We start from the raw sequence: 21,561 nt of genomic DNA, 5'->3' as shown, positions 1-21,561 counted from the left end.
TGCCGCTCACGGGGTCAGCAGCAGGACCCGGTCCGGCGTACCGGGCAGGGCGGCGACGACCCCGGCGGCGTTGACCAGGCGGTAGCCCTCGCCGTCGACCGCCTCGATCCGCCACCGCACCGCCGGACCGGCGCCGTCGCGGGGACCGAGCCCGAGGCGTACCCGGACGTCCCGGCCGGCGATCGCGGCCAGCGGCCGGCCCGCGCCCCGGTTGACGATCCGGAAGTAGCCCTCCCCGGCGGGCACGAAGCGCCAGAGCTGGCAGCCGCCGGCCCGGGGCCGGTCCGCGACCACCCGGCCGGCCGAGCCGGGCCGCCAGGCACATCCGGGTACGCCCCAGACCCGCTGCCCGGCCGCGTCGGCGATCAGCACGTCGCCGACCGGTTCGAGGCGGAACTGCTGGCAGGCGTTCTCCAGCCAGCTCCAGACCTGCACCGGGGTGCCCACGCCGCCGCAGCCGGCCGCCTCCAGCACCCGTCCGGCCAGCCGGTTCTCGATCCGCGACCAGCCGTCGGTGGTCGGCAGCAGCCGGAACTTCTGGCAGTCGTTGTCGAGCCAGCCCCAGAGCGCGACCCGGGCACCGTCGGCGTCGACGCAGCCGGCGATCTCGGCGACCTTGTTGCTCGACCGGTGCAGCAGGCTGACGTACCCGTCGCCGCGGTATTCCGGCCGCCACTGCTGGCAGGTACCGGCCGACGGCTCGACGATCCGGACGTCGGCGCCCTCGTATCCACAGTCCGGTACGCCCACCGCCGCGCCGCTGGCCCGGTTGACCAGGTGGAACCAGGCACTGCCGCGACCGACCCGGATGCTGCCCGACCTCGGGTCGCCGAGCCGGGGCCAGCCGTCGGTCCAGGTCACCGGGCGTACCGACAGCTTCGGCGCTCCGGCGTCCGTGGTGTCGTAGTAGTGGTGGGCGAACCAGTCGCCGCCCGGGCCGGCGAAGACGTCCCCACCGCCGGTGCCCCGGAACTCGTTGTAGCCGCGCAGCAGGTCGGTGCCGCCACCGGCGAGCAGCGGCACCCCGTCCCGGTCCAGGTAGGGGCCGGTGAGCTGGGCGGAGCGGCCGACCACGGTGCGGTAGTCGGCGTTGACGCCCCGGCAGCAGAAGTCGAGGCTGGCGAAGAGGTAGTAGTAGCCGCCCCGGCGGACGATCGCCGGACCCTCGATCGAGGCGCCGCCCCGGGAGGCGATGTGGTGCAGTGTCCGGTCGGCCGGCATCCCGGTGCTCCGGTCGAGCCGGCGGATCCGCAGGCCGTCCCAGAACGAGCCGAACGACAGCCAGGGCTGGCCGTCGGCGTCGAAGACCACGTCCGGATCGATGGCGTTGAAGGTGTCGGTGCCGGACGAGCGCATCACCATGCCGTGGTCGACCCAGCCGTACGCCGGGCTGGCCGGGTCGAGCGTCCGGCTGGTGGCCAGCCCGATGACCGAGTTGTTGGTGCCGAACGACGAGGCGGCGTAGTAGAGGTGGTAGGCGCCGTCGAAGTAGCTGAGGTCGGGGGCCCAGAAGTCGGCCGGGGTCACGCCCAGCTCGGCGACGACCCAGGCCGGCGGGGTGCCGAAGACGGTGCCGAGTTCGGTCCAGTGCAGCAGGTCGGCCGAGCGCTTGATCGGCAGGTAGCTGCGGGTGGCGGCGTCGCCGGTGATGACGGTGTAGTAGTACCGACCCTGCTTGATCACGGTCGGGTCGTGCGCGATCGGGTCGGCCGCGATCCGGCCGGCCGGGGCGGGTGCCGGAGCCGGTGCGTCCGGTCGTACGGCGCCGGCCTGCGCGGGCGCGCCGCCGAGTGGTACGACGAGCGCGGCGACCAGCCCGACCACCGCCGTACGGGCCAGCCGTCCGGAGCCGCCCTGCCGGCCGCGAGCCGGTCCGGGCCGGTGCCCGCGAGCCGGTCCGGGCCGGTGCCGTGCCGTGATCGCGCGAAGCATGGCCGCTCCCTCCGCCAGACCGTCGTCCGCAGTGGACGGAGTCGGCTGAGCACGACGGTGGCACGCCGGCCTGTCCCGACACCATCGTCCTGGCGTCCATAACCGCGCCGCGTGGCTGCGGGGACCCGGCGGGAGCGGCGCCCTTCCTGTGCGGTGCCGCCCCGGTTACCGCCTCCGGTCCGGATGACGGTCGACGAAGGCCATCCAGGGATCGGCCTCCGGCGTGTCACCGCCGGCCCCGGTCCCCGGTCCGGCTCCGCCCGGTGCCGCTGCCGGAGTCGATGCCGCTGCCGCCGGCAGCTCTCCACCCACACCGCGCCGTGCGGCCGGTGCCGGAGCCGTGCCCGGAGCGGCCGGTGCCGGGGCGGCGCCCGGAGCGGGGGTGGTCGGGGTGGGTGCCGCCGGCCCCGCCCCCGCCTCGGCGCCGCGCCGGGCGGCGAGCAGCGCCGCCAGGGCGGTGGTGATCGGTACGGCGGCGATCAGCCCGATGGTGCCGACCGCGCTGCGTACCAGCTCCTGGGCGATCAGTTGACTGGTGAGCAGCTCGCTGACCGGGGTGGCGGTGTCGGCGGCGAAGAGCAGCATCAGCGGCAGGGAGGCGCCGGCGTACGCCAGCACGATCGTGTTGATCACCGATGCGATGTGTGCCCGGCCGATCCGGGTGGCCGCCGAGTAGAGCCGCCGGAACCCGTAGCCGGGGTTCGCCAGCGCGAGCTCGCTGACCGTGGCCGACTGGGTGACGGTGACGTCGTCGAGTACCCCGAGAGAGCCGATCACGATGCCGGCCAGCAGCAGGCCGCGCATGTTCACCTCGCCCTGGGTGATGGAGAGGTAGTTGGAGGTCTCGTCGGCGATCCCGGAGAGGTGGGCGGCGGCGGTGGCGATCGCGGAGAGCGCCGCGGTGATGGTCAGGCTGACCAGGGTGCCGGCCACCGCGACCGTGGTGGTCATGCTGAAGCCGTGCGTCAGATACAGCACGGTGAGCATGATCGCGGCGGCGCCGACGATGGCGACCAGCAGCGGTGAGCGCCCGTCGAGGATGGCCGGCACGATGAACATCAGCAGCACCGCGAAGGTGACGCCGAGCCCGGCCAGGGCGCTCAGGCCGCGCCACCGGCCGAAGGCGAGGACGGCGAGCGCGAAGACCGCGCCGAGCAGCCACAGCTGGGTGGAGCGCTGGTGGTCGATGATCGAGTACTGCCGCTCCGGGCTCTCCTCCAGGTAGAGCAGCGCCACCTCGTCCCCGGCGGCCACCCGGACCGCGCCCGGCCCGGACGGTACGTCGGTGCTGACCCGCTGGCCGGCGCCGACGCCCTCGGTCAGGTCGACCGTGACCGTGCCGCAGTCGGTCGGTGCGCCGGTCGGCAGTTCCTCCCCGGGGGGCGGCCCGGGACACGGGGCCGACTCGACGGCGACGACCGTGCCGAGTACCCGGATCGGCCCGTCGGTCGGACCGGGCGTCGGAGTGTCCCGGGGCCAGAGCAGCGCCATCGACACCAGGGTGAGCACCGCCACCGGGATCAGCAGGGCCAGACTCAGCCGGCGCGCGGCCCGGCTGGTCGGCCGGCCGGCGCCGGGCAGGTGGCTGTGGGTGTGTTCGGAACTCATCGGCTCGACTGCTGGCCTTCCTCGTCGGGACGGTCGGCGGGGGCTCCGCCCGAGCATCGCAGCCGGAGGCACCCGACGGGCCAGCATGACACGCCGCCGACCGGCCGGACGAGGTACCGGCGGGGTCAGCGGATCAGGACGTCGGTCAGCCGCTCGGCGGTCTCCTGGTTCAGCGGACCGTGCCCGAGCAGGAAGCGATACCAGAAGAGCCCGTACGCCTGGTCGACCAGGAGTTCGAGGTCCAGCTCCGGGCCGAGTTCGTCGCGTTCCCGGCCCCGCCGGACGATGGCGTGCAGCGCGTCCCGGCGGGTCTGGGTGAACTGCCGGAACAGTTCGGCGGTGCCCGGGTCGCGGGCCGCCTCGGCGGCCAGGGTACGCAGCACCGCCGCCGTCGCCGGCTCGCCCGTCCGGCGGAACGTGTGCGCCAGGTAGGTGCAGAGGTCCTCGCGGAGCGATCCGGTGTCCGGGACCGGCACCAGCGAGTCGCTCCAGTCGGTCAGCGCCTCCAGCAGGACCGCGCCCTTCGACTGCCACCATCGGTAGATCGTCTGCTTGCCGACGCCGGCCTCGTGGGCGATGAGGTCGACGGTCAGCCCGCCGTCGCGCGGGGTGGTGAGCAGCCGGAGCGCCGCGTCGAGGATCGCCTGCCGGGCCTCCTCGTTGCGGCGCCGACCGGTGTGTGCCCGGCGGTGGCCGTCCGGGGAGCCGCTGGTCGTCACCGCACCAGCATATGATTTGTCGGAACTGTCGGTCTCGGTAATGCGGTTCGGCGCGGTCCCGGCAGTGCCGTTCCGGGTGCCGGCGCGGCCGTCCGGGATGGCCGGCCGAGCGGCGTCAGCTCCGCCGGGGCCCGGGGCGCAGGAAGTCGACGAGCACCTCCCGCCACCGGTCCGGGCTCGTCAGGTGCAGGTCGTGCCCGGCCTCGGGGATCTCCACCGCGCTGACCGCCGGATGCCGGGCCATCCGGGCGTACTCGTGCGGGTCCAGCCAGCCGCGACCGCCGCGTACCACCAGCGTCGGGCGGTCGAGCCGGGCGAACTCCTCCCAGCGCGGCCCGACGGCGGCGGCGACCGTCCCGACCATGACGTCCCGGTCGAAGGCCGGGTACCACCCGTCGCCCCGGTGCCGCAGACCGGCGGCCCAGGCGTCCCCGACCAGGCCACCGCCGAGGTACCGGGCGGCGGTCTCCCGGTCCGGGAACGGCGTCGGCCAGCCGGCGAGCCAGCGCCCGATCCGCTCCGGGGTGCCGGCATCCGGTCCCTGCGGACCCGCCTCGACCAGCACCAGCCGGGTCACCAGGTCGGGATGGCGCGCGGCGACGAGAAACGCGGTGTGCCCACCCAGCGACTGACCGATCAGCACGGCCGGAGCGGTGACGGCCAGCGCCGCCGCGACGTCCGCGACGTGGGCGTCCCGGGAGACGTCGGCGGGACGCCGCTCGCTGTCGCCGTGACCGCGCGGGTCGAGCGCGTGCACGTGGTGCGTCGCGCCGAGCCAGGCGGCGGTGCCGGACCACTCCCCGGCGTGACCGCAGAGACCGGGCACGAGCAGCACCGGCGTACCGGTGCCGCCGAGATCGTGCAGCGCCAGCCGGGTGCCGTCCGGGGCGTACAGGTCGGGCATTCGCCGGACGGTAGCAGGGCGACCGGGCCGTCCACGATCGAGTACTTCTCCGATCTGTGCCGCCTCGGTAGGTTTCGACCACCGTGGCCGGTGGGGAGAGACTGTGGACATGGGCGAGATAAAGGTGGGCACCTCCTCCTGGGCCGACCGGTCGCTGCTCGCGTCCGGCTGGTACCCCCGCTCGGCCAACACCCCGGCCGGGCGACTGGCCTACTACGCGGAGCGGTTCGGCCTGGTCGAAGTGGACACCACCTACTACGCCGTACCGGCGCCGGAGACGACCTCGGCCTGGGCGGACCGTACGCCGCCGGACTTCACCTTCAACGTGAAGGCGTTCGGCCTCTTCACCGGGCACGGGGCGGAGCTGGCGGCGCTGCCCCGGGACCTGCGCCCGGACGGCCGGGACACCGGTCGGGTGCGCCGCCGCGACCTGCCGTCGTCGACCTACGACGAGCTGTGGCAGCGGTTCCGGCAGGCCGTCGCGCCGATCGCCGGAGCCGGCAAGCTCGGGGTACTCCTCTTCCAGTTCCCGCCCTGGCTGGCGCACGGCGAAAACGCGAAGCGGCGGATCCTCGACGCCGTCGAGCGCTGCCGGCCCTGGCGGGTCGCGGTCGAGCTGCGCAACGCGTCCTGGTTCGACGGCGACAACGCCCCGGACACCGTCGGCTTCCTGGCCCGGCACGACATCAGCATGGTCAGCGTCGACATGCCGCAGGGCCACGAGTCCTCGGTCCCGCCGCTGCTGCTCGCCACCGCCGAGCCGGCGGTGGTGCGCTTCCACGGGCACAGTCCGGAGTGGAGCACCGGGGGCAAGGAGGACCGGTTCCGGTACGCCTACGGCGACGACGAACTCGCCGCCTGGGCGGAACGGCTGCGCGACCTCGCCGCCGAGACCGACGAACTGCACGTACTGCTGAACAACTGCTGCGCGGGGCAGGCGCAGCGGGACGCCGCCACGCTCGCCGCGCTGCTTGGCCCCGAGGCGGACTGGCCCGGCCGGTACGAGCGGCGCCGCGCCGCGCTGCGGGTGGTGCGATAGCGGGCGGCGCGCCGGGGCCGGGCCGGAGTCAGCCGTCAGCCGTCAGCCGTCAGCCGTCAGCCGTCAGCCGGCCAGGTCGGCGGGGTCGGTGTTCGCCCCGCAGAGCAGTACGGCCAACCGCTCCCCGGCGACCGGCCGGTACGCCCCGGAGAGGAGCGCGGCCATCGCGGCGGCGGTGCCGTGCTCGACGGCGATCCGGTAGTTGCTCCAGAGCAGCCTTCGCGCCCGCACGATCCGCTCGTCGCTGACCAGCAGGCTGCGTACCCCGGCCCGGACCGCCACCTCGTAGGCGATCGCGCCGACCCGGCGGGCGCCGAGCGCGTCGGCGGCCACCCCGGCGACCGGTACGTCGACCGGCCCGCCCGCCGCCAGCGCGGCGTGCAGCGCCGAGGCGCCCTCCGGCTCGACCGCCACCACCTCGGCCCGACCGTCCAGTGCGGCGGCCACCCCGGCCATCAGTCCGCCGCCGCCGACCGCCACCAGCACGGTGTCCAGCTCACCCGCCTGCTCCAGCAGCTCCAGCGCCAGGGTGCCCTGACCGGCACAGATCTCCGGCTGGTCGTAGGCGTGACAAAACAGCGCCCCGGTGTCGGCGGCCCGCTTGACCGCGGCGTCGTACGCCTCGGCGTACTCGGTGCCGTGCTGCACCACGGTGGCGCCGAGCTGGCGCAGCTTGCCGACCTTGACGGCGGGGGCGGTGGTCGGCACGTACACCTCGGCCGGCACGCCGAGGGACCTCGCCGCGTACCCGACGGCGGCGCCCGCGTTGCCGCCGGAGGCGGTGACCACCCCGGCGGGCGGCAGTTCGCCGCGCTCGGCGGCGGCCAGCATCCGGTTGAACGCGCCCCGGGCCTTGAACGATCCCGAGTGTTGCAGGAACTCCAGCTTCAGCCAGAGCGCTCCGGCCGGTCCGGCGAGGTCGGGTTCCACCCGGGCCAGCGGCGTCCTCCGGACGTGTCCGGCGATCCGGGCCGCCGCGTCCTGCACATCGGTACGGGTGATCACGGTCGTCGCCCCTTCCACCTGGTACGCCGTACCGTATCCCCGGCCGCCGGAGGAGACGGATAGGGTGTGGGCCAAGCCACCCGGTCCGCTCCCGGACCCCGCTTCCGGAGGTCGCGCGATCATCGACGGCAGCACTCTCCGGCAGCTCGCCGGCCGGGTCTGGATCTCGCCCGGCGACCCGGACCCGGAGAACGTCCAGGCGGCGGTGGCGGTCGTCGCCGACGAGCGGGGCAGCGTCGTCGTCGACGCCGGGCACAGCCCCGGACAGGCCCGGGCGGTCCAGGCGGCGATGCGGGCCGCCGGGCTGCCCCCGGCCAGGTGGCTGGTCTACACCCACCACCACTGGGACCACGTCTGGGGTGCCTGCGCCTGGCCCGGCGTCGAAATTGTCGGGCAGGTCGCCGGGGAGGAACTGCTCCGGCAGGAGGCGGCCCGGCCGTGGAGCCACCGCTACCTGCGCGAGCAGGTACGCGCCAACCCGCGACTCGGTCCCAGCTTCCGGGCCCGGGCGCTGGCCATGGACGACTGGGTCGACTTCACGATCCTGCCGCCGACCCGCACCTTCGACGCCGAGCTGACCCTGCCGACCGGGGTACGGCTGCGCCACGTCGGCGGCGCGCACGCCCCCGACTCGACGGTGGTGTACGTCCCGGACGCCCGGGTCGCGCTGCTCGGCGACTGCTTCTATCCGCCACCGGCGCACCTGCGCGGCCCCGACGACGGCCCCGACCTGGCGATGCTGCGCGACCTGCTCGACGACGACTACGAGTGGTACCTCGACAGCCACGGCGAGCCGACCACCCTGGCCGAGGCCCGGCAACTCGTCTCGGGCTGAACGCCGGCCCGCCGCGGATTCCGGATCGCCAGGCAACCTTCCCCGACCCTGTCACGTGGTAGGACCGTGACGGACCGAGCAGGGCCGCCGTCGGCGGCCGACACCTCATTCGTGGCCTTCGTGGAGTCGGCCTGGCAACGCCACCTACGGCTGGCGCTGCTGTTGACCGGCGACCGCTGGCAGGCCGAGGAGCTGTTGCAGGACAGCCTGGTCAAGATGTACGAACGCTGGCGCAAGCTGTCCCGGCACGACGACCTGCACGCGTACCTGAGACGGGTGCTGACGAACAACCACACCTCGCTGTGGCGGCGGCGCCGGCGGGAGAACCTCGTCGCGGACGTACCCGACCGGCCGGCGCCGGCCGGTCCGGAGGCCGACGCCGACGAACTCCGCCGGGCGCTGCGGGCGTTGCCGCCGAGACAGCGGGCGGTGGTGGTGCTGCGGCACTACGAGGACCTGTCGGAGCGGCAGGTCGCCCAGGTGCTCGGCTGCTCGGTCGGCACGGTCAAGAGTCAGTACTCGCGGGCCATGGCCAAACTGCGGAGCCTGGTACGCGAGCCGGTTCTCGAACGGAACAGGTGATCTGGGATGAACTCTCTCGACTCGCGGCTGGCGAGCGGACTACGTGACCTGGTCGACGGCGAGCCGCTGTCGGCCGCCCCGACCGAGCAGATCCTCCGGCGCGGGGTGCGGGCCCGGCGGCGCCGGACGGCCGCGATCGTCGGTGCCTCCTGTGCGGTACTGGCGGTCGGGGTGGTCGCGGGGACCGCGCTCACCACCCAGCCGGCGGCACCGGACCGGCCGGCCCTCGTCGCGGAGGCACCGACGCCCCGGCTGGAACTGGTGGCGGCGATCACCGCCAGCGAGAACGTGAGTTACCGGGTGAAGGCGACGGTCACCTTCAACAAGTCGCACGGCGACACCCGCGCGCCGGACTCGTCATACACCTCGGAGGGGGCGTTCGACCCGGCGACGACCACCGGATACTCGCGGTTCGACGGGGTCGAGCAGCAGCGGCTGGTCGACGGGGTGCTCTACACGCACACCATGGGCGGGCAGTTCGTCCGGGAGTCGGGCCGGACCGAGCGGCTGGCGTTCGACCCGCACGTGCTGGACGGCGCGCTGAGCGGCTCGGCGGACCGGGAACGGCTCTTCGAGGTGCTGCGCCAGAGCGACGCGAAGATCACCAAGAAGGGCGACCGGGCGTACCACTTCGAGGCGACCACGAAGTCGGACCCCGGCACCGGCCCGGCGACCGTCCGGCTCGTCGGCGACGTCACGGTCGACGCCGAGGGCCGGGTCCGGACGCTGCGCTACGAGTGGCGGATGACCGGGCGGACCACGGCGGAGCCGCCGACCGAGTTCACCCGCGAGGTGCGGGTGAACATGGAGTTCTCCGGCTACGGGGCACCGGTGACGGTCGAGCCGCCGGCCGACGTGGTCACCGGGTAGTCCAGCCCGGCCCGGCTGGCCGGGGACGACCGCTCCGGGCGGTCGGCCCCGGTCAGCGCGCGTACTCCGAGATAGAGGAAGGGCAGCAGCAGGAGCAGGTCGGCCACGTGCGCGATCATCGGCTCCCGGGTGATCCGGCTGAGCGGGAACGCCAGCGCGCCCAGGCAGAGCAGTACGCCGACCGGCACCGGTGCCGCGCGCAGCTTCAGCAGCGCCACGCCGAGGGCGAAGAGGGCGAGCGGGAAGAGCGGACCGGCGATCCAGTAGAGCGACCAGGCGGCCAGCGGATGCTGGTCGAGCAGCTCGATCGTGCTGGCGTGCGAGGCGTCGAAGAGTCCCTCGTGGATGCTCTGCACCCCGAACGCCACCCCGCCGACGGCAGCGAAGACGGTCAACGGCATCGCCACCGCCACGTAGCGGGGTGCGGCGGCGCGGAGCCGGTCGTAGAGGCCGATCAGGCCGACGAGCCAGCAGGCGCAGGCGAGCGCGGCGAGCGTACCGCCGGTGATGCCCTGCGAGTCGGGCTCCCAGAAGAAGCCGGAGACGAAGTTCAGCAACGGTCCCAGAAGAAGAAACATGCCGGGAACGCTACGAACGGCCGGCCGCCGCCGGATCCGCCCGACGGCGCCGCCGACTACCGCGGTCGTCGTATCCCGGCGAGCCCGCCGCGGTAGGCGAAGACCACGAGCTGGGCCCGGTCCCGGGCGCCGAGCTTGCTCATCGCCCGGTTCGCGTGCGTCTTGGCGGTGGCCGTACTCATCCCGAGCCGGGCACCCACCTCCGCGTTGGAGAGCCCGTCGGCGACCAGCGTCACCACCTCGCGTTCCCGGGCGGTCAGCGTGTGCAGGCCGGGTACCTCCGGACCGTCGGCGTAGGCGGCGATCAGCCGGCGGGTCACCTCGGGGGCCAGCAGCGCGTCGCCGGCCGCCACCACCCGGACCGCCCGGCGCAGCTCGTCCGGTTCCAGGTTCTTCAGTAGGAAGCCGCTCGCCCCGGCGTGCAGTGCCGCGTAGACGTACTCGTCGAGTTCGAAGGTGGTCAGCACGACGACCTTGACCCCCGGCAGCCGGTCGTCGGCGAGGATCCGCCGGGTCGCGGTCAGCCCGTCGGTGCCCGGCATCCGGATGTCCATCAGCACGACGTCCGGCCGGTGTGCCCGGGTCAGCGCGATCGCCTCGTCGCCGTCGGTGGCCTCGGCGACCACCTCGATCTCCGGTGCCCGCTCCAGCAGCACCCGGAAGCCCGCCCGGACCAGCGTCTGGTCGTCGGCGAGCAACACCCGGATCGTCGTCATCCCGGCAGCCACCCCCGTACCTGGAAACCGCCGCCGTCGTCGGCCGGACCGGTACGCAGCCAGCCGCCCAGCCCGGCGGCCCGTTCCGCCATCCCGCGCAGGCCGTTGCCGGGCGGTCCGGTCGGCCCCCGGCCGTCGTCGGAGACGGTGAGGTCGAGCCCGTCGCGGCGGTAGCCGAGCCGCACCTCGATCCGGTCGGCGTCGGCGTGCCGGACCGCGTTCGCCACCGCCTCCTGCACGATCCGGTACGCGGTCGCCTCCACCGCCCGGGGCAGCGGGCGCGGCGTACCGTCCTGCCGCAGTACCGCGCCGGTCGTCTCGGCCAGGGTGTGCAGCCGGTCCAGGTTGGGTGCCGGCGGTTCCGGCCCGGCGGCGCGGGTGCCGTCCCGGAGTACCCCGACCGCCGCCCGCAGTTCGGTCAGTGCCTCCCGGGCGGCCCGCCGGACCGCCTCCAACGCCGCCCGCGCCTGCACCGGGTCGTCGTCGAGCACGTCGGCGGCCACCCCGGCCTGCACGCCGACCACCGCCAGGGTGTGTGCGGTGATGTCGTGCAGCTCGCGGGCGATCCGGATCCGCTCCTCGACCACCCGCCGCTGCGCCGTGCGGTCCCGTTCGGCGGTGAGCAGGTCGAGCCGGATCCGCCGGCTCCGCACCGTCTCGCCGAGCAGCAGTACCGCCACGAAGACCACGGTCGAGCTGTCCAGGGTGGCGTCCAGCGGCCCGACCCCGGCCACCATGATCCGGCCCTGCGCGTCCAGCAGGACGAAGAGTCCGGCCAGCGCCAGGCCGAGCCGGCGGCGCGGGGCGACCGCCACCGAGTAGAGCGCGACCCAGACCGGCGCGGCCGGTGCGCCGCCGGGATAGCGCGAGACGTGGTAGAGCAGGAACAGCCCGCCGACCACCGCCAGCACCGCGGCGGGCCAGCGCCGCCGGGCGAGCAGGGCCGCAGCCATCGCCGTGCCGAGGCCGTACGCCCAGAGGTCCGGCGCCCGGTCGCCCGGCTGCACCGCCACGACCGCGATCCGGTACGCGGTGACGGCACCGGCCGCCGTCGCGATCCCGGCGTCCACCGCCCAGCGCCGCCACCGGCCACCGCCGAGCGCCACCGCGGCCACGGCTGCGTCCCTCACCCGGCCACTCTACGAAGCCGGGCACCCGGAGACGTACCACGAACGCGGTAGCCGGGGTGGCCCCTTCGCGTGGGGATCGGGCTTGACCCTCGACCTCGTCGAGCCGGCAGCATCGGCGGCGGCACACGGCCGACCCAGGGGAGTGGACGAACGATGGAGCAGGGTACCGACCAGACGATGGCGAGCATCATCGAGGCGGTCGAGTGGGGGCGGGCCGGGCGTACCGAGGCGGCGCGCGAGCGGCTGACCGAGCTGTGGGGACGGATCGGCCGGACCGGGGACCCGTTCCACCGCTGCACCCTCGCGCACTATCTGGCCGACCTCCAGGCCGACCCGGCCGAGGAACTCCGTTGGGACCTGCGGGCGTTGGAGGCCGCCGACTCGCTGACCGACGATCGGGTGCAGCAGCACCACGCCAGTTTCCAGGTCGCCGCGTTCCGGCCGTCGTTGCAGCTCAACCTCGCCGAGGACTACCGCAAGCTGGGTCGGCCGGACCGGGCCCGGGAACACCTGGCCCTGGCCCGGCAGAGTCTGCCGGCGCTCGGCGACGACCCGTACGGCCAGATGATCAAGGACGGCGTCGAACGGCTCGGGGCAGAGCTGGGCACCGCCGAACCGACGGCCGGCCCCTGACGGGCCGGAGAGGATCCGGAGACGACGAGAGGGCCAGCCCCGGGTGGGGCTGACCCTCTCGCGTGTTCGTGTTTGTTATGCGGAGTATCCGCGTTCGGCGGCCCAGTTGGCGAGGGTGATGGTGCTCATCCAGTACTCGCTCTGGTTCGGGTTCGCCGGGTCGGCGATCTTCACCTTCCGGCCGTGGTCGTCGTAGCCCACTGTACATGACAGCCAATACGGCAGAAGACTGAATGTGCTTATTTTAGTTCTAAGCGCACGGCAACCGCACGGATGTCGACAGGGCGTGTCGCCGGCAGCGTCAGATATGTATAGGAGACCGCGGCACCGCCGCAGCGTCCGGCACCGCCGCAGCGTCCGGCACCGCCGCAGCGTCCGGCACCGCCGCAGCGTCCGGCACCGCCACGGCGTCCGGCACCGCCGCAGCGTCCGGCACCGCCCCGGCTTCCGGCACCGTCGAGGTGGCCCCGGGCGGATCCGTTCCGCCCACCGAGCCGGGGGCCGTTCCGTCCACCGAGCCCGGGGCCGTTCCGCCCAGCGAGCCCGGATCCGGTCCGTCCGCCGAGCCGGAAGGGGTCGGCGAGGGATCGGGGGCCGCGTCCGTACCGTCGGTGTCGGCCCGGCCGCCGGCTCCGCTCGACATACCGTCGGACGCCGGCCCGGAGCGGTTGCTCGACCTGGCCGAGGCGGCCTGGCGTACCGAGCGCGACGACGACCTCTTCGCCGTACTCGCGGTCTTCGACGAACGGTTCGGCGGGCAGCCGCAGGAGCGGTCCGTCGTCGCCCGCCGGGGCGAGTTCCGGGCGGTCGAGCGGCAGGTGGCCGGCGACCTGGCCGGGGCGGTGGCGGCGAACCGGGAGGCGCTGGCGCTGTACCAGCAGCTCCCGGATCCGCTTCGCGCCCAGGTGGTGGCGGGTCGGTTGGGCGTACTGCTGGTGATGTCGGGCGAGCCGGACGAGGGATTGCCGCTGGTCGAGGAGTCCGCCGACTACCTGATGGCGCACGGTGACCCCTGGTATCGGGCCGCCGCGCAGGACCGGCTGGCGGTGGCGTACGCCGAGCGGGGGCGGGGTGCGGAGGCGCTGGCGGCGGTGGAGCGGGCGTCGACCGAGGCGGCCGGTGCCGACGACCGGCACCTGGTGGCGCGGATCGCGCTGACCAGGGTGCGGGTGCTGGAGTCGCTGGACCGGCGTGCCGAGGCCGGCGAGGCGGCGCTGCGGGCCCGGGACCTCTACGACGAACTCGGCCTGCCCGAACACCGGGCGGTCGCCAGTCTCGGCTACGCCAACTCGCTGGACGACCCGGAGCGGGCGGTTTCGGCGTACGACGAGGCGGTGCGGCTGGCCACCGAGAAGCTCGCGCTGCCGGCCCGGACGGGGCGGGCCCGCGCGCTGGTCGCCGCCGGCCGGCCCGGCGAGGCGGTCGACGACCTGGTGGAGGCGGTCGCCCTCTGTGTGGAGCGGGGCATCGTGGACGGGGCCGCCTACCTGCGCTGGGAGCTGGCCGACGCCTACCGGCGGGCGGACCGGGCGGTGGAGGCGGCCGAGGCGGCGGAGGAGGCGGTGGGCGAGCTGGACCGGCTCGGCCGGCAGGCCGACGCGGACCAGTGCCGGCACCTGCTCGCCACCGTCTACCGGTCGCTCGGCGAGGACGGCTTGGCGTTGACCCTGCTGGACGAGCTTGCCGACAACCTCGACGGCCCGGACAACCTACCCGCCCGGGCACGGGTACTGGAGGAGGCCGGCGAGCTGCTCTACGCCCAGGACCGGGACAACCTCGCTGCGCAGCGGTTCGCCGCCGCCGCGACCGCGTTCCGGCTGGCCGGGCTGCCGCTGGACGAGTTGCGGGTACGGCGTCGCGAGGTGGCCGCCCGGCACTGGGCCGGCGACCCGGCGGCGGCGCTGGCCGCGCTGGAGGTGGCCGACCGGGTGGCGGCGGCCCTGCCCGGCGGGTCGGCGGGATCGGAGCCGGACGACGCCGAGGTGGAGCCGGCGGTGCGGTGGGAGCGGGCGATGCTGGCCGACGTCGCGGCCCGGGCGCTGCTCGGTGCGGACCGGCCGGAGGAGGCGCTGACCAGGTTGGACGGCGTCGCCGACGCGCTGCGGTCGATCCAGGCCTTCGGTGAGGCGCTCCTGGTGGAGTTGTTCACCGGGGAGCTACTGCTCCGGCTGGACCGGCCGGTGGAGGCCGAACCACTGCTCCGGGCCACCCTGAACAGCCTGCCGGAGCATTCTGAGGCGGTACTCCGGGCGGCCTGGCTGCTCAGTGTCGCGCTCAACGCCCTCGGCCGTACGGCGGAGGCCGACGCCCTGCGCGCCCGGTACTCCCTGGACCCTGACGACGAGTAGCCGGCGCGGGTCCCCGCCCGACGGGGCGGCACTGCCGGCCCGGCCCGGCCCGTTCCGCTTCGGTGCGGATCGGCCCGGCCTGTCCGCCCCGTCGGACGGGGGTCTGTCCGCCCAGTGGCGGCCGACACTCGGCGGGGGGTCAGCGATTGACAGCTGACTAGGCTGGTCGGGTGACGGTGAAGGAGCAGGTGATGGCGACGGAGGCCGGCGCGCCCGCCAGCGGCGTGCGGCGACGGCGGTCCCGGCGCGAGGAGATTCTGGAGATCGCGGTCGGCCTCTTCGCGGCCCGCGGATATCACGGGGTCTCGATGGACGACATCGGGTCGGCCGCCGGGGTGACCGGTCCGGCCCTTTACCACCACTTCGCCGGCAAGGAGGCGATGCTGATCGCCGCGCTGATGCCGGTGAGTGACGGGCTGCTGGCCGGCGGCCGGCAGCGGGTCGCGGAGCATCCGGAGAACGTCCGGGCGGCTCTCGAATCCCTGATCGACTTCCACGTCGACTTCGCCCTGGCCAACCCGGCGGTCATCGCGTTGCACCTGCACGAGCTGGACCGGCTGCCGGAGGAGCCCCGGCGGCAGATCCGCCGGCTCCAGCGGCTCTACGTCGAGGAGTGGGTGGGGGTGCTGACCGCGCTGCACCCGAAACTGTCGGCGGGCGAGGCGCGGGTGCTGGCCCATGCCGCGTTCGGCCTGATGAATTCCACGCCGTTCCTCGGTGGCGAGGTGGACCGCCAGCGCCGGGCCGCGCTGCTCCGGGCCGCCACCCTGGCTGCGCTGCTCGCCGACCCGGACGACTAGACCGTCGTTCCCCGGGCGACCGAACCGTCGCTCCCCGGGCGACCGAACCGTCGCTCCCCGGGCGACCGAACCGTAGTTCCCGGACGACTGAACGTTCGTTAACCTAGCCGCGTGGCGCTCGGGCGCCGCGTCCGACCCTCCGGTCCGCCGAACCGGCGGGGGAGGCTGGCAGCGGTTCACCGAGCGAGGTCGCGGACGACCGTACGACGAGGTACGGCCGGTCGAGTACTGGGAGGTAGCGCATGATCGAGTCTCTGCTCGTCGCCAACCGAGGTGAGATTGCCCGCCGGATCCTCCGGACCGCCCGGCGACTCGGCGTACGGACGGTCGCGGTCCACTCCGAGGCGGACGCCGACCTGCCGTTCGTCCGCGAGGCCGACGAGGCGGTCTGCGTCGGCCCGGCCGACCCGGCGCAGAGCTACCGCAACGCCGAGGCGATCCTGGCCGCCGCCAAGTCGACCGGTGCCCGGGCGATCCACCCCGGCTACGGCTTCCTCTCGGAAAACGCGGACTTCGCCCGTACCGTCGAGGCGAACGGCCTGGTCTGGGTCGGTCCCGGCGCCGACGCGATCAGCGCGATGGGCGACAAGATCAATGCTCGTAACCTGATGGTCGCCGCCGGCGTGCCGGTGGCGCCCGGCACCACCGAGCCGGCCGGCACGGTCGAGGCGGCGCTCGCCGCCGCCGAGGAGATCGGTTTTCCGGTCATGGTCAAGGCCGCCGCCGGGGGCGGCGGGATGGGCATGGCGGTCGCCGCCGACTCCGCCGGCCTGCGCACCGAGTACGACAGGGTGCGCGCCTTCGCCGAGCGGATGTTCGGGGACGGCTCGGTGCTGATCGAGCGGTACTTCCCCCGGGTGCGGCACGTCGAGGTGCAGATCCTCGGCCTGGCCGACGGCCGGGTGGTGGCGCTCGGCGAGCGGGAGTGCTCGGTGCAGCGGCGCAACCAGAAGCTGGTCGAGGAGTCGCCGTCGCCGGCCGTCGACGCCGCGCTGCGGGAGCGGATGCTGGCGGCGGCGGTCCGGGCCGGCGAGGCGGTCGGCTACCGCAACGCGGGCACCGTGGAGTGCCTGCTGGATCCGGCCACCGGGGAGTTCTTCTTCCTGGAGATGAACACCCGGCTCCAGGTGGAGCACCCGGTGACCGAACTCGTCTACGGCGTCGACCTGGTCGAGGAGCAGTTGCGGGTGGCCGCCGGGCTGGCGCCGAACTTCGACCCGGACGCGCTCGCCCCGCGCGGGCACGCCATCGAGCTGCGGGTCAACGCCGAGGACCCGTTGCGGTTCCTGCCCGGCCCGGGCACGGTGACCGGGTGGACGGAGCCGACCGGCGAGGGGGTACGGGTCGACTCAGGATACTCCCTCGGCACCACCGTCACCCGGTTCTACGACTCGCTGCTGGCGAAGCTGATCGTGTACGGCGCCGACCGGGCCGAGGCGATCGACCGGGCCCGTACGGCGGTGGCCGACTTCGAGATCGCCGGGCCGAAGTGCAACCTGCCGTTCTTCACCGAGCTGTTCGACAACCCCGAGTTCCTCGGCGGCGACTACGACACCGGCATCGTCGGCCGGATGCGGGCGAAGAAGTGACCGGGCCGATCGGAGCCGAGCAGCGGATGGGAGCCGAGCAGCGGATGGGAGCCGAGCAGCGGATGGGAGCCGACAAGTGAGTGCCGACCTGCCGAGTGCGGTCTCGATCCGGGAGGTCGGACCGCGCGACGGGCTACAGAACGAGGAGCCGGTACCGACCGACGGGAAGGTACGCCTGCTGGAGCTGCTCGGCAGCACCGGCGTACGCCGGATCGAGGCGGTCTCCTTCGTGCATCCGAAGGCGATTCCGCAGATGGCGGACGCCGACGAGGTGTGGGCGCAGGCCGTGCAGGTGCCGGGGGTGCGCTACTCGGCGCTGGTGCCGAACTCCCGGGGTGCCCAGCGGGCCCTGGCCGCCGGCTTCACCGAGATCGAGGTGGTGGTCTCGGCCAGCGACACCCACAACCGGCGCAACGTCAACCGCTCCACCGCCGAGTCGCTGGACGACATCGCCGGGCTGATCTCGCTGCTGCACGAGGCGGGGGCGACCGCCGAGGTGATCGTGGCGACCAGCTTCGGCTGCCCGTACGAGGGGGACGTCGACCCGGCCCGGGTGGCCGGCATCGTCGACCGGGTGGTGGCCGACGGGGCGGACCGGGTCGCCTTCGGTGACACCACCGGGATGGCGACGCCGCGCCGGGTCCGGGAACTCGTCACCGCGGTCCGGGACCGGCAGCCGGAGATCCCGGTGCTGCTGCACTTCCACAACACCCGGGGTACCGCGCTGGCGAACCTGCTGACCGCGCTCGAACTCGGGATCACCGAGTACGACGCCAGCGTCGGCGGGCTCGGCGGCTGCCCGTACGCCCCGGGGGCGAGCGGGAACGTGGCCACCGAGGAGGTGGTGCACATGCTGCACGACATGGGCATCGAGACCGGTGTCGACCTGGACGCGCTGCTGGAGGCGGCGGCCTACGCCGAGCGGCTCGTCGGCCGGGAGCTGCCCTCCGGGGTGCTCCGGGCCGGCCCGCGTAGCCGGCTGGTCTGAGCCGTAGCCGGCTGGTCTGAGCTGTAGCCGCTGGTCTGAGCTGGGCGGGGTCGTCGCCGGGGTCGACCCGCCCGGCGGACGGACGTGTGCCTCGGCAAGCACCCTGGTGGAGATGCCGAACCCCCGCGCCGAAACCTCCCCACATTCGAGACGCATTGCTAGATTTGCATCCGTCACGTCACTCGTCTCGTCGACGGGGCCTCGCGGAGACGCGGAGGGTCGGGCCGCGTCGGTCGCCGCGACGGATGGAGGATTCGTGCGGACCGCACAGTCGCTGTTCAGCACCGCGCTGGTCGTCACCACACTCGGGTTGCCCGTCGCCGTCCCGGACGTCGCGGCGGCAACCCCGTCCACCGATCGGCCGGGCACGATCGACTGGTCGCCGTGTCCGGAGGACGAGACCGCCCAGTGCGGCGTGCTCAGGGTGCCCCTCGACTGGTCGCATCCGTCGGGACCGACCATCGAACTGGCGTTGGCCCGGCGCCCGGCCACCGATCCGGGCCGCCGGATCGGCTCGATGCAGATCAACCCGGGCGGTCCCGGTGGTTCCGGCAGGTTGATGGCCATCTTCGGGGCGGACCGGTTCGGCGAGGAGATCCGCAGCCGCTTCGACATCGTCGGCATCGACCCCCGAGGCGTCGGTCTGAGCACCCCGATCCGCTGCTCGCAGGACCTGCTCGACCAGGAGCCGTCGTTCGTGATGCGCAGCCAGGCCGACTTCGACGCCAGGCTGGCCTTCAACGCCCGGCTGCGGGCGGACTGCCGGGCGCGCAGCGGCCCGATCGTCGACCATGCCGACATGCTCAGCGTGGTCCGCGACATGGATCACGTCCGGGCGGTGCTCGGCGACCGGCAACTCACCTTCTACGGCCTCTCCTACGGCTCGTTGAACGCCCAGCAGTACGCCGAACTCTTTCCAGACCGGGTACGCGCGATCGTCTCGGACAGCAACCTGGACCACAGCCTCGGCACGACCGGTTTCCTCGACACCCAGGCGGCCAGCGCCCAGGACTCCTTCGACGAGTTCGTGAGGTGGAGTGACCGGACGCCGACCAGCCCGCTGCACGGCCGGGATGTGCGGGCCTTCTGGCACCGGCTGCTCGACCGGGTCGACCGGGGTGAGATCCCGTCCCCCTTCGTTCCGGACGTCGCACTGCGGCCGGAGATTCTGATCTGGTTCGTCTTCCGCGCCTTCTACGGGCCGGAGTGGTCCTTCCTGGCCGACTTCCTCGTCGACCTCGACTCCGGGGACGCGCAGCCGTGGGAGCCGGGCCCGGAACTGCCCGAGGAGACCGAGTACCCGCAGGTCGCGATCTTCTGCAACGACTGGAGCCTGCCCGTGCGCGACTACCGGGAGTGGGCCCGGCACCTGCGCCGGGCGGAACGGATCGCGCCGGACCTGCGCTACTCGCCGGCCGCCGCCGCCCTGACCGCGGCCTGCCTCGGCTCGCCCGCCCGGATCGCCAACCCGCAACACCCGCTCCGGGTCCGGGACAGCGCCACCCCGCTGCTGGTCACGAACGCGCTGCACGACCCGGCGACCGGATACAACCAGGCGCTCGGGGTGACCCGGCAGCTTGGCCGGGACGGGGTCCTGTTCAGCTATCACGGGTGGGGACACGGCGTGTACGGCCGCAGCGAGTGCACCGACGACGCCATCGAGCGGTATCTCATCGACCGTACGCTCCCGGCGCGCGGGGCGGGCTGCCCGGCTGTCGAGCCACCTGCCGAGCCGTCGGCCAGCCGTCAGTCGATCCGCCCGCCGACGACCGTGGACCGGCTCTTCCCGTACCGGATGGTGCCCTGGTCGAGGGGATAGCCACCGAGAGACGACCGCGCGGCGGACTGGCGGCGTAACGGCGGTGAGCGCCGCCGAACAGGGATAGGCTCGGCAAATGCGGCTGATCAAGTACACCCACGCCTGCGTACGCCTGGAGGCGGACGGACGGTCGCTGGTGATCGATCCGGGCATCTGGACCGAGGCCGAGGCGCTGGACTCGGTCGACCACGTGCTGGTCACGCACGAGCACCCCGACCACCTGGACACCGAGCGGATCAGCGGGGCGGTGGCCACCAATCCGGCGCTGCGGATCTACGCCCACGCCGACGTGGCCGGGCAGTTGGCCGACCTCGGTCCGGCGCTGGTTCCGGTCGCCTCCGGCGACGAGTTCGACGCGGGCGGGTTCCGGGTGCGGGCGGTCGGCCGGGACCACGCCGAGATCTACCAGGGGCTGCCCGGAATTCCGAACCTCGGCTTCGTGGTCGACGTCGGGTCGACGGGCGGCGGGCTCTATCACCCGGGTGACGCGTTCTTCGTGCCGGACCTGCCGGTGGCGACCCTGCTGGTGCCGACGAGCGCGCCGTGGCTGAAGGTCTCCGAGTCGCTCGACTTCGTCCGGGCGGTCAAGCCCCGCCGGGCGTACTCGATCCACGACGCGGTGGTCAGCGAGCGCGGGGCGCCGATCGTGGACCGTTGGTTCGAGCAGAAGGCCGAGACGGAGTACGCCCGGATCCCGCCCGGCCAGTCGGTGACCTTCGACTGACCCGCCCCGCCCGCCTGCGTCGTGACCGGGCCGGGTGGACGGCGGAAGGGGCCGGCGTCCACCGGCCCCTCCGTCACGCGTCGCCGCCGGGGCGGCGGCTCAGCCGATCGGGGCGAGCATCGTGGTCGCCGGCCAGCTGTCCCGGAAGATCTGGCTGTCGACGTCCGCGGTCCGCGCCGGCCCGACCCGGGTACCGGCGAAGAGCTGGGTGACCCGGTTGGCCTCGGCCGTGCTCGGGTACGGGTTGGTACAGCTCGTACCGGCGCTGCCGCCGGACATCAGCAGCGAGCAGTTGCCGTTGTAGTTGTCGGGCAGCCCGAGGATGTGCCCGATCTCGTGCGTCATGATCCGCAGCGGGCTGTACTGCGCCGCCTGCCGGGTGTCGATGTAGACCCGGCCGTTGCCCAGGCTGGTCCGTACGGCGTACGAGCCGCCGCCGGTGATCTGGTAGATCCGCAGGTTGGTGCCGCAGTTGGCCGAGAGCGTCAGGTTTGACGTGGCGTTGTTCCAGATCGAGGCGGCCTGGTTGGCGATGCTGACGTAGCTGGGCGCCTGGCTGGTGTTGTAGCAGATGGTCATGGCGGCCGACGCGGGCGAGGGGTTGGCCAGCGTGATGCCGAGGGTGGCACCCGTCGTCGCGACGAACGCGACCAGTAGCCGGCTGATGCGTGAGGTCATGACTCACTCTCCGATCCGGTGGTTCGTTGGGGGTGCCAGCAGCGTAGTTATAGACAAATGTCTA

The 21,561-nt window shown here is 73.7% G+C and carries 22 protein-coding genes; 11 read left to right on the top strand and 11 right to left on the bottom strand.

Annotated features, from left to right (window positions below; translation table 11 throughout):
- Nucleotides 1–6: 6 nt before the first annotated feature.
- The 4 genes from C6W10_RS34620 to C6W10_RS34605 all read right to left on the bottom strand — a co-directional run bounded on the left by C6W10_RS34620 (nt 7) and on the right by C6W10_RS34605 (nt 5,163).
- A complete protein-coding gene (locus tag C6W10_RS34620; protein ID WP_107263213.1) occupies nt 7–1,932 on the bottom strand; it encodes a family 43 glycosylhydrolase in 1,926 nt (641 codons plus the stop codon).
- 165 nt (nt 1,933–2,097) lie between these two features.
- Nucleotides 2,098–3,540 carry a YibE/F family protein gene (locus C6W10_RS34615; RefSeq protein ID WP_107263212.1) on the bottom strand — a complete coding sequence of 481 codons (1,443 nt, stop codon included), beginning with the start codon at nt 3,538–3,540 and terminating at the stop codon, nt 2,098–2,100.
- 125 nt (nt 3,541–3,665) lie between these two features.
- Nucleotides 3,666–4,259 carry a TetR/AcrR family transcriptional regulator gene (locus C6W10_RS34610; protein WP_107263211.1) on the bottom strand — a complete coding sequence of 198 codons (594 nt, stop codon included), beginning with the start codon at nt 4,257–4,259 and terminating at the stop codon, nt 3,666–3,668.
- A gap of 115 nt (nt 4,260–4,374) precedes the next feature.
- Nucleotides 4,375–5,163 carry an alpha/beta fold hydrolase gene (locus C6W10_RS34605; protein ID WP_107263210.1) on the bottom strand — a complete coding sequence of 263 codons (789 nt, stop codon included), beginning with the start codon at nt 5,161–5,163 and terminating at the stop codon, nt 4,375–4,377.
- A 109-nt stretch (nt 5,164–5,272) separates the two neighbouring features.
- Here C6W10_RS34605 and C6W10_RS34600 point away from each other — a divergent pair, with 109 nt between their 5' ends.
- Nucleotides 5,273–6,202 (top strand): DUF72 domain-containing protein, encoded by a 930-nt coding sequence (locus C6W10_RS34600; protein ID WP_107263209.1) that lies wholly within the window; start codon nt 5,273–5,275, stop codon nt 6,200–6,202.
- Nucleotides 6,203–6,265: 63 nt separating this feature from the next.
- On the opposite strand, the gene C6W10_RS34595 is transcribed toward C6W10_RS34600, so the two are convergent.
- Nucleotides 6,266–7,207 carry a threonine/serine dehydratase gene (locus C6W10_RS34595; protein ID WP_107264521.1) on the bottom strand — a complete coding sequence of 314 codons (942 nt, stop codon included), beginning with the start codon at nt 7,205–7,207 and terminating at the stop codon, nt 6,266–6,268.
- 64 nt (nt 7,208–7,271) lie between these two features.
- On the opposite strand from C6W10_RS34595, the gene C6W10_RS34590 reads away from it, so the two are divergent.
- From C6W10_RS34590 to C6W10_RS34580, 3 genes are all read left to right on the top strand, one after another.
- Nucleotides 7,272–8,042, top strand: a complete 771-nt coding sequence (locus C6W10_RS34590; protein WP_234361523.1) for an MBL fold metallo-hydrolase — start codon at nt 7,272–7,274, stop codon at nt 8,040–8,042.
- Between the two features lie 66 nt (nt 8,043–8,108).
- Nucleotides 8,109–8,624 carry a SigE family RNA polymerase sigma factor gene (locus tag C6W10_RS34585; protein WP_107263208.1) on the top strand — a complete coding sequence of 172 codons (516 nt, stop codon included), beginning with the start codon at nt 8,109–8,111 and terminating at the stop codon, nt 8,622–8,624.
- A gap of 6 nt (nt 8,625–8,630) precedes the next feature.
- Nucleotides 8,631–9,494 carry a hypothetical protein gene (locus tag C6W10_RS34580; protein ID WP_107263207.1) on the top strand — a complete coding sequence of 288 codons (864 nt, stop codon included), beginning with the start codon at nt 8,631–8,633 and terminating at the stop codon, nt 9,492–9,494.
- On the opposite strand, the gene C6W10_RS34575 is transcribed toward C6W10_RS34580, so the two are convergent.
- Genes C6W10_RS34575 through C6W10_RS34565 form a run of 3 tightly spaced genes read right to left on the bottom strand, consistent with a single transcriptional unit; the run spans nt 9,443 to nt 11,918 of the window.
- On the bottom strand, nt 9,443–10,072 hold the full coding sequence (locus C6W10_RS34575) for a hypothetical protein (protein WP_199853798.1): 630 nt from the start codon (nt 10,070–10,072) through the stop codon (nt 9,443–9,445). The genes C6W10_RS34580 and C6W10_RS34575 overlap by 52 nt on opposite strands.
- A 56-nt stretch (nt 10,073–10,128) precedes the next feature.
- On the bottom strand, nt 10,129–10,788 hold the full coding sequence (locus tag C6W10_RS34570; protein WP_107264519.1) for a response regulator transcription factor: 660 nt from the start codon (nt 10,786–10,788) through the stop codon (nt 10,129–10,131).
- Nucleotides 10,785–11,918 carry a sensor histidine kinase gene (locus C6W10_RS34565; RefSeq protein WP_234359132.1) on the bottom strand — a complete coding sequence of 378 codons (1,134 nt, stop codon included), beginning with the start codon at nt 11,916–11,918 and terminating at the stop codon, nt 10,785–10,787. The genes C6W10_RS34570 and C6W10_RS34565 overlap by 4 nt, the downstream gene beginning before the upstream one ends.
- 153 nt (nt 11,919–12,071) lie before the next feature.
- Between C6W10_RS34565 and C6W10_RS34560 the strand changes: the two genes are divergently transcribed.
- Nucleotides 12,072–12,551 carry a hypothetical protein gene (locus C6W10_RS34560; protein WP_107263206.1) on the top strand — a complete coding sequence of 160 codons (480 nt, stop codon included), beginning with the start codon at nt 12,072–12,074 and terminating at the stop codon, nt 12,549–12,551.
- Between the two features lie 75 nt (nt 12,552–12,626).
- On the opposite strand, the gene C6W10_RS39275 is transcribed toward C6W10_RS34560, so the two are convergent.
- Entirely contained in the window at nt 12,627–12,752 is a 126-nt protein-coding gene (locus C6W10_RS39275; RefSeq protein WP_255419728.1) for a hypothetical protein, read from the bottom strand.
- 100 nt (nt 12,753–12,852) lie between these two features.
- Entirely contained in the window at nt 12,853–13,065 is a 213-nt protein-coding gene (locus C6W10_RS37690; RefSeq protein WP_159104873.1) for a hypothetical protein, read from the bottom strand.
- Nucleotides 13,066–13,162: 97 nt separating this feature from the next.
- Here C6W10_RS37690 and C6W10_RS37685 point away from each other — a divergent pair, with 97 nt between their 5' ends.
- The 6 genes from C6W10_RS37685 (at nt 13,163) to C6W10_RS34520 (ending at nt 20,819) form a co-directional block, all read left to right on the top strand.
- A complete protein-coding gene (locus C6W10_RS37685; protein ID WP_159104872.1) occupies nt 13,163–14,899 on the top strand; it encodes a hypothetical protein in 1,737 nt (578 codons plus the stop codon).
- 191 nt (nt 14,900–15,090) lie between these two features.
- Nucleotides 15,091–15,699 carry a TetR/AcrR family transcriptional regulator gene (locus C6W10_RS34545; RefSeq protein ID WP_107264517.1) on the top strand — a complete coding sequence of 203 codons (609 nt, stop codon included), beginning with the start codon at nt 15,091–15,093 and terminating at the stop codon, nt 15,697–15,699.
- A 242-nt stretch (nt 15,700–15,941) separates the two neighbouring features.
- Nucleotides 15,942–17,288, top strand: coding sequence for an acetyl/propionyl/methylcrotonyl-CoA carboxylase subunit alpha (locus C6W10_RS34540; RefSeq protein WP_107263204.1), 1,347 nt, complete (start codon nt 15,942–15,944; stop codon nt 17,286–17,288).
- 88 nt (nt 17,289–17,376) lie between these two features.
- The gene (locus C6W10_RS34530; RefSeq protein ID WP_107264516.1) at nt 17,377–18,276 is read left to right on the top strand and encodes a hydroxymethylglutaryl-CoA lyase; all 900 of its coding nucleotides are present in this window, start codon (nt 17,377–17,379) and stop codon (nt 18,274–18,276) included.
- Nucleotides 18,277–18,532: 256 nt separating this feature from the next.
- The gene (locus C6W10_RS34525) at nt 18,533–20,095 is read left to right on the top strand and encodes an alpha/beta fold hydrolase (RefSeq protein WP_199853797.1); all 1,563 of its coding nucleotides are present in this window, start codon (nt 18,533–18,535) and stop codon (nt 20,093–20,095) included.
- Nucleotides 20,096–20,171: 76 nt separating this feature from the next.
- Nucleotides 20,172–20,819, top strand: coding sequence for an MBL fold metallo-hydrolase (locus tag C6W10_RS34520; protein ID WP_107263202.1), 648 nt, complete (start codon nt 20,172–20,174; stop codon nt 20,817–20,819).
- A gap of 99 nt (nt 20,820–20,918) precedes the next feature.
- Here C6W10_RS34520 and C6W10_RS34515 read toward each other — a convergent pair whose 3' ends face one another.
- Entirely contained in the window at nt 20,919–21,497 is a 579-nt protein-coding gene (locus C6W10_RS34515) for a snapalysin family zinc-dependent metalloprotease (RefSeq protein ID WP_107263201.1), read from the bottom strand.
- Nucleotides 21,498–21,561: the final 64 nt, after the last annotated feature.

The sequence above is a fragment of the Plantactinospora sp. BB1 genome (assembly GCF_003030385.1).
In the GTDB taxonomy this organism is placed as follows: Bacteria; Actinomycetota; Actinomycetes; order Mycobacteriales; family Micromonosporaceae; genus Plantactinospora.
This window is presented reverse-complemented; position numbering and strand designations above follow the sequence as displayed.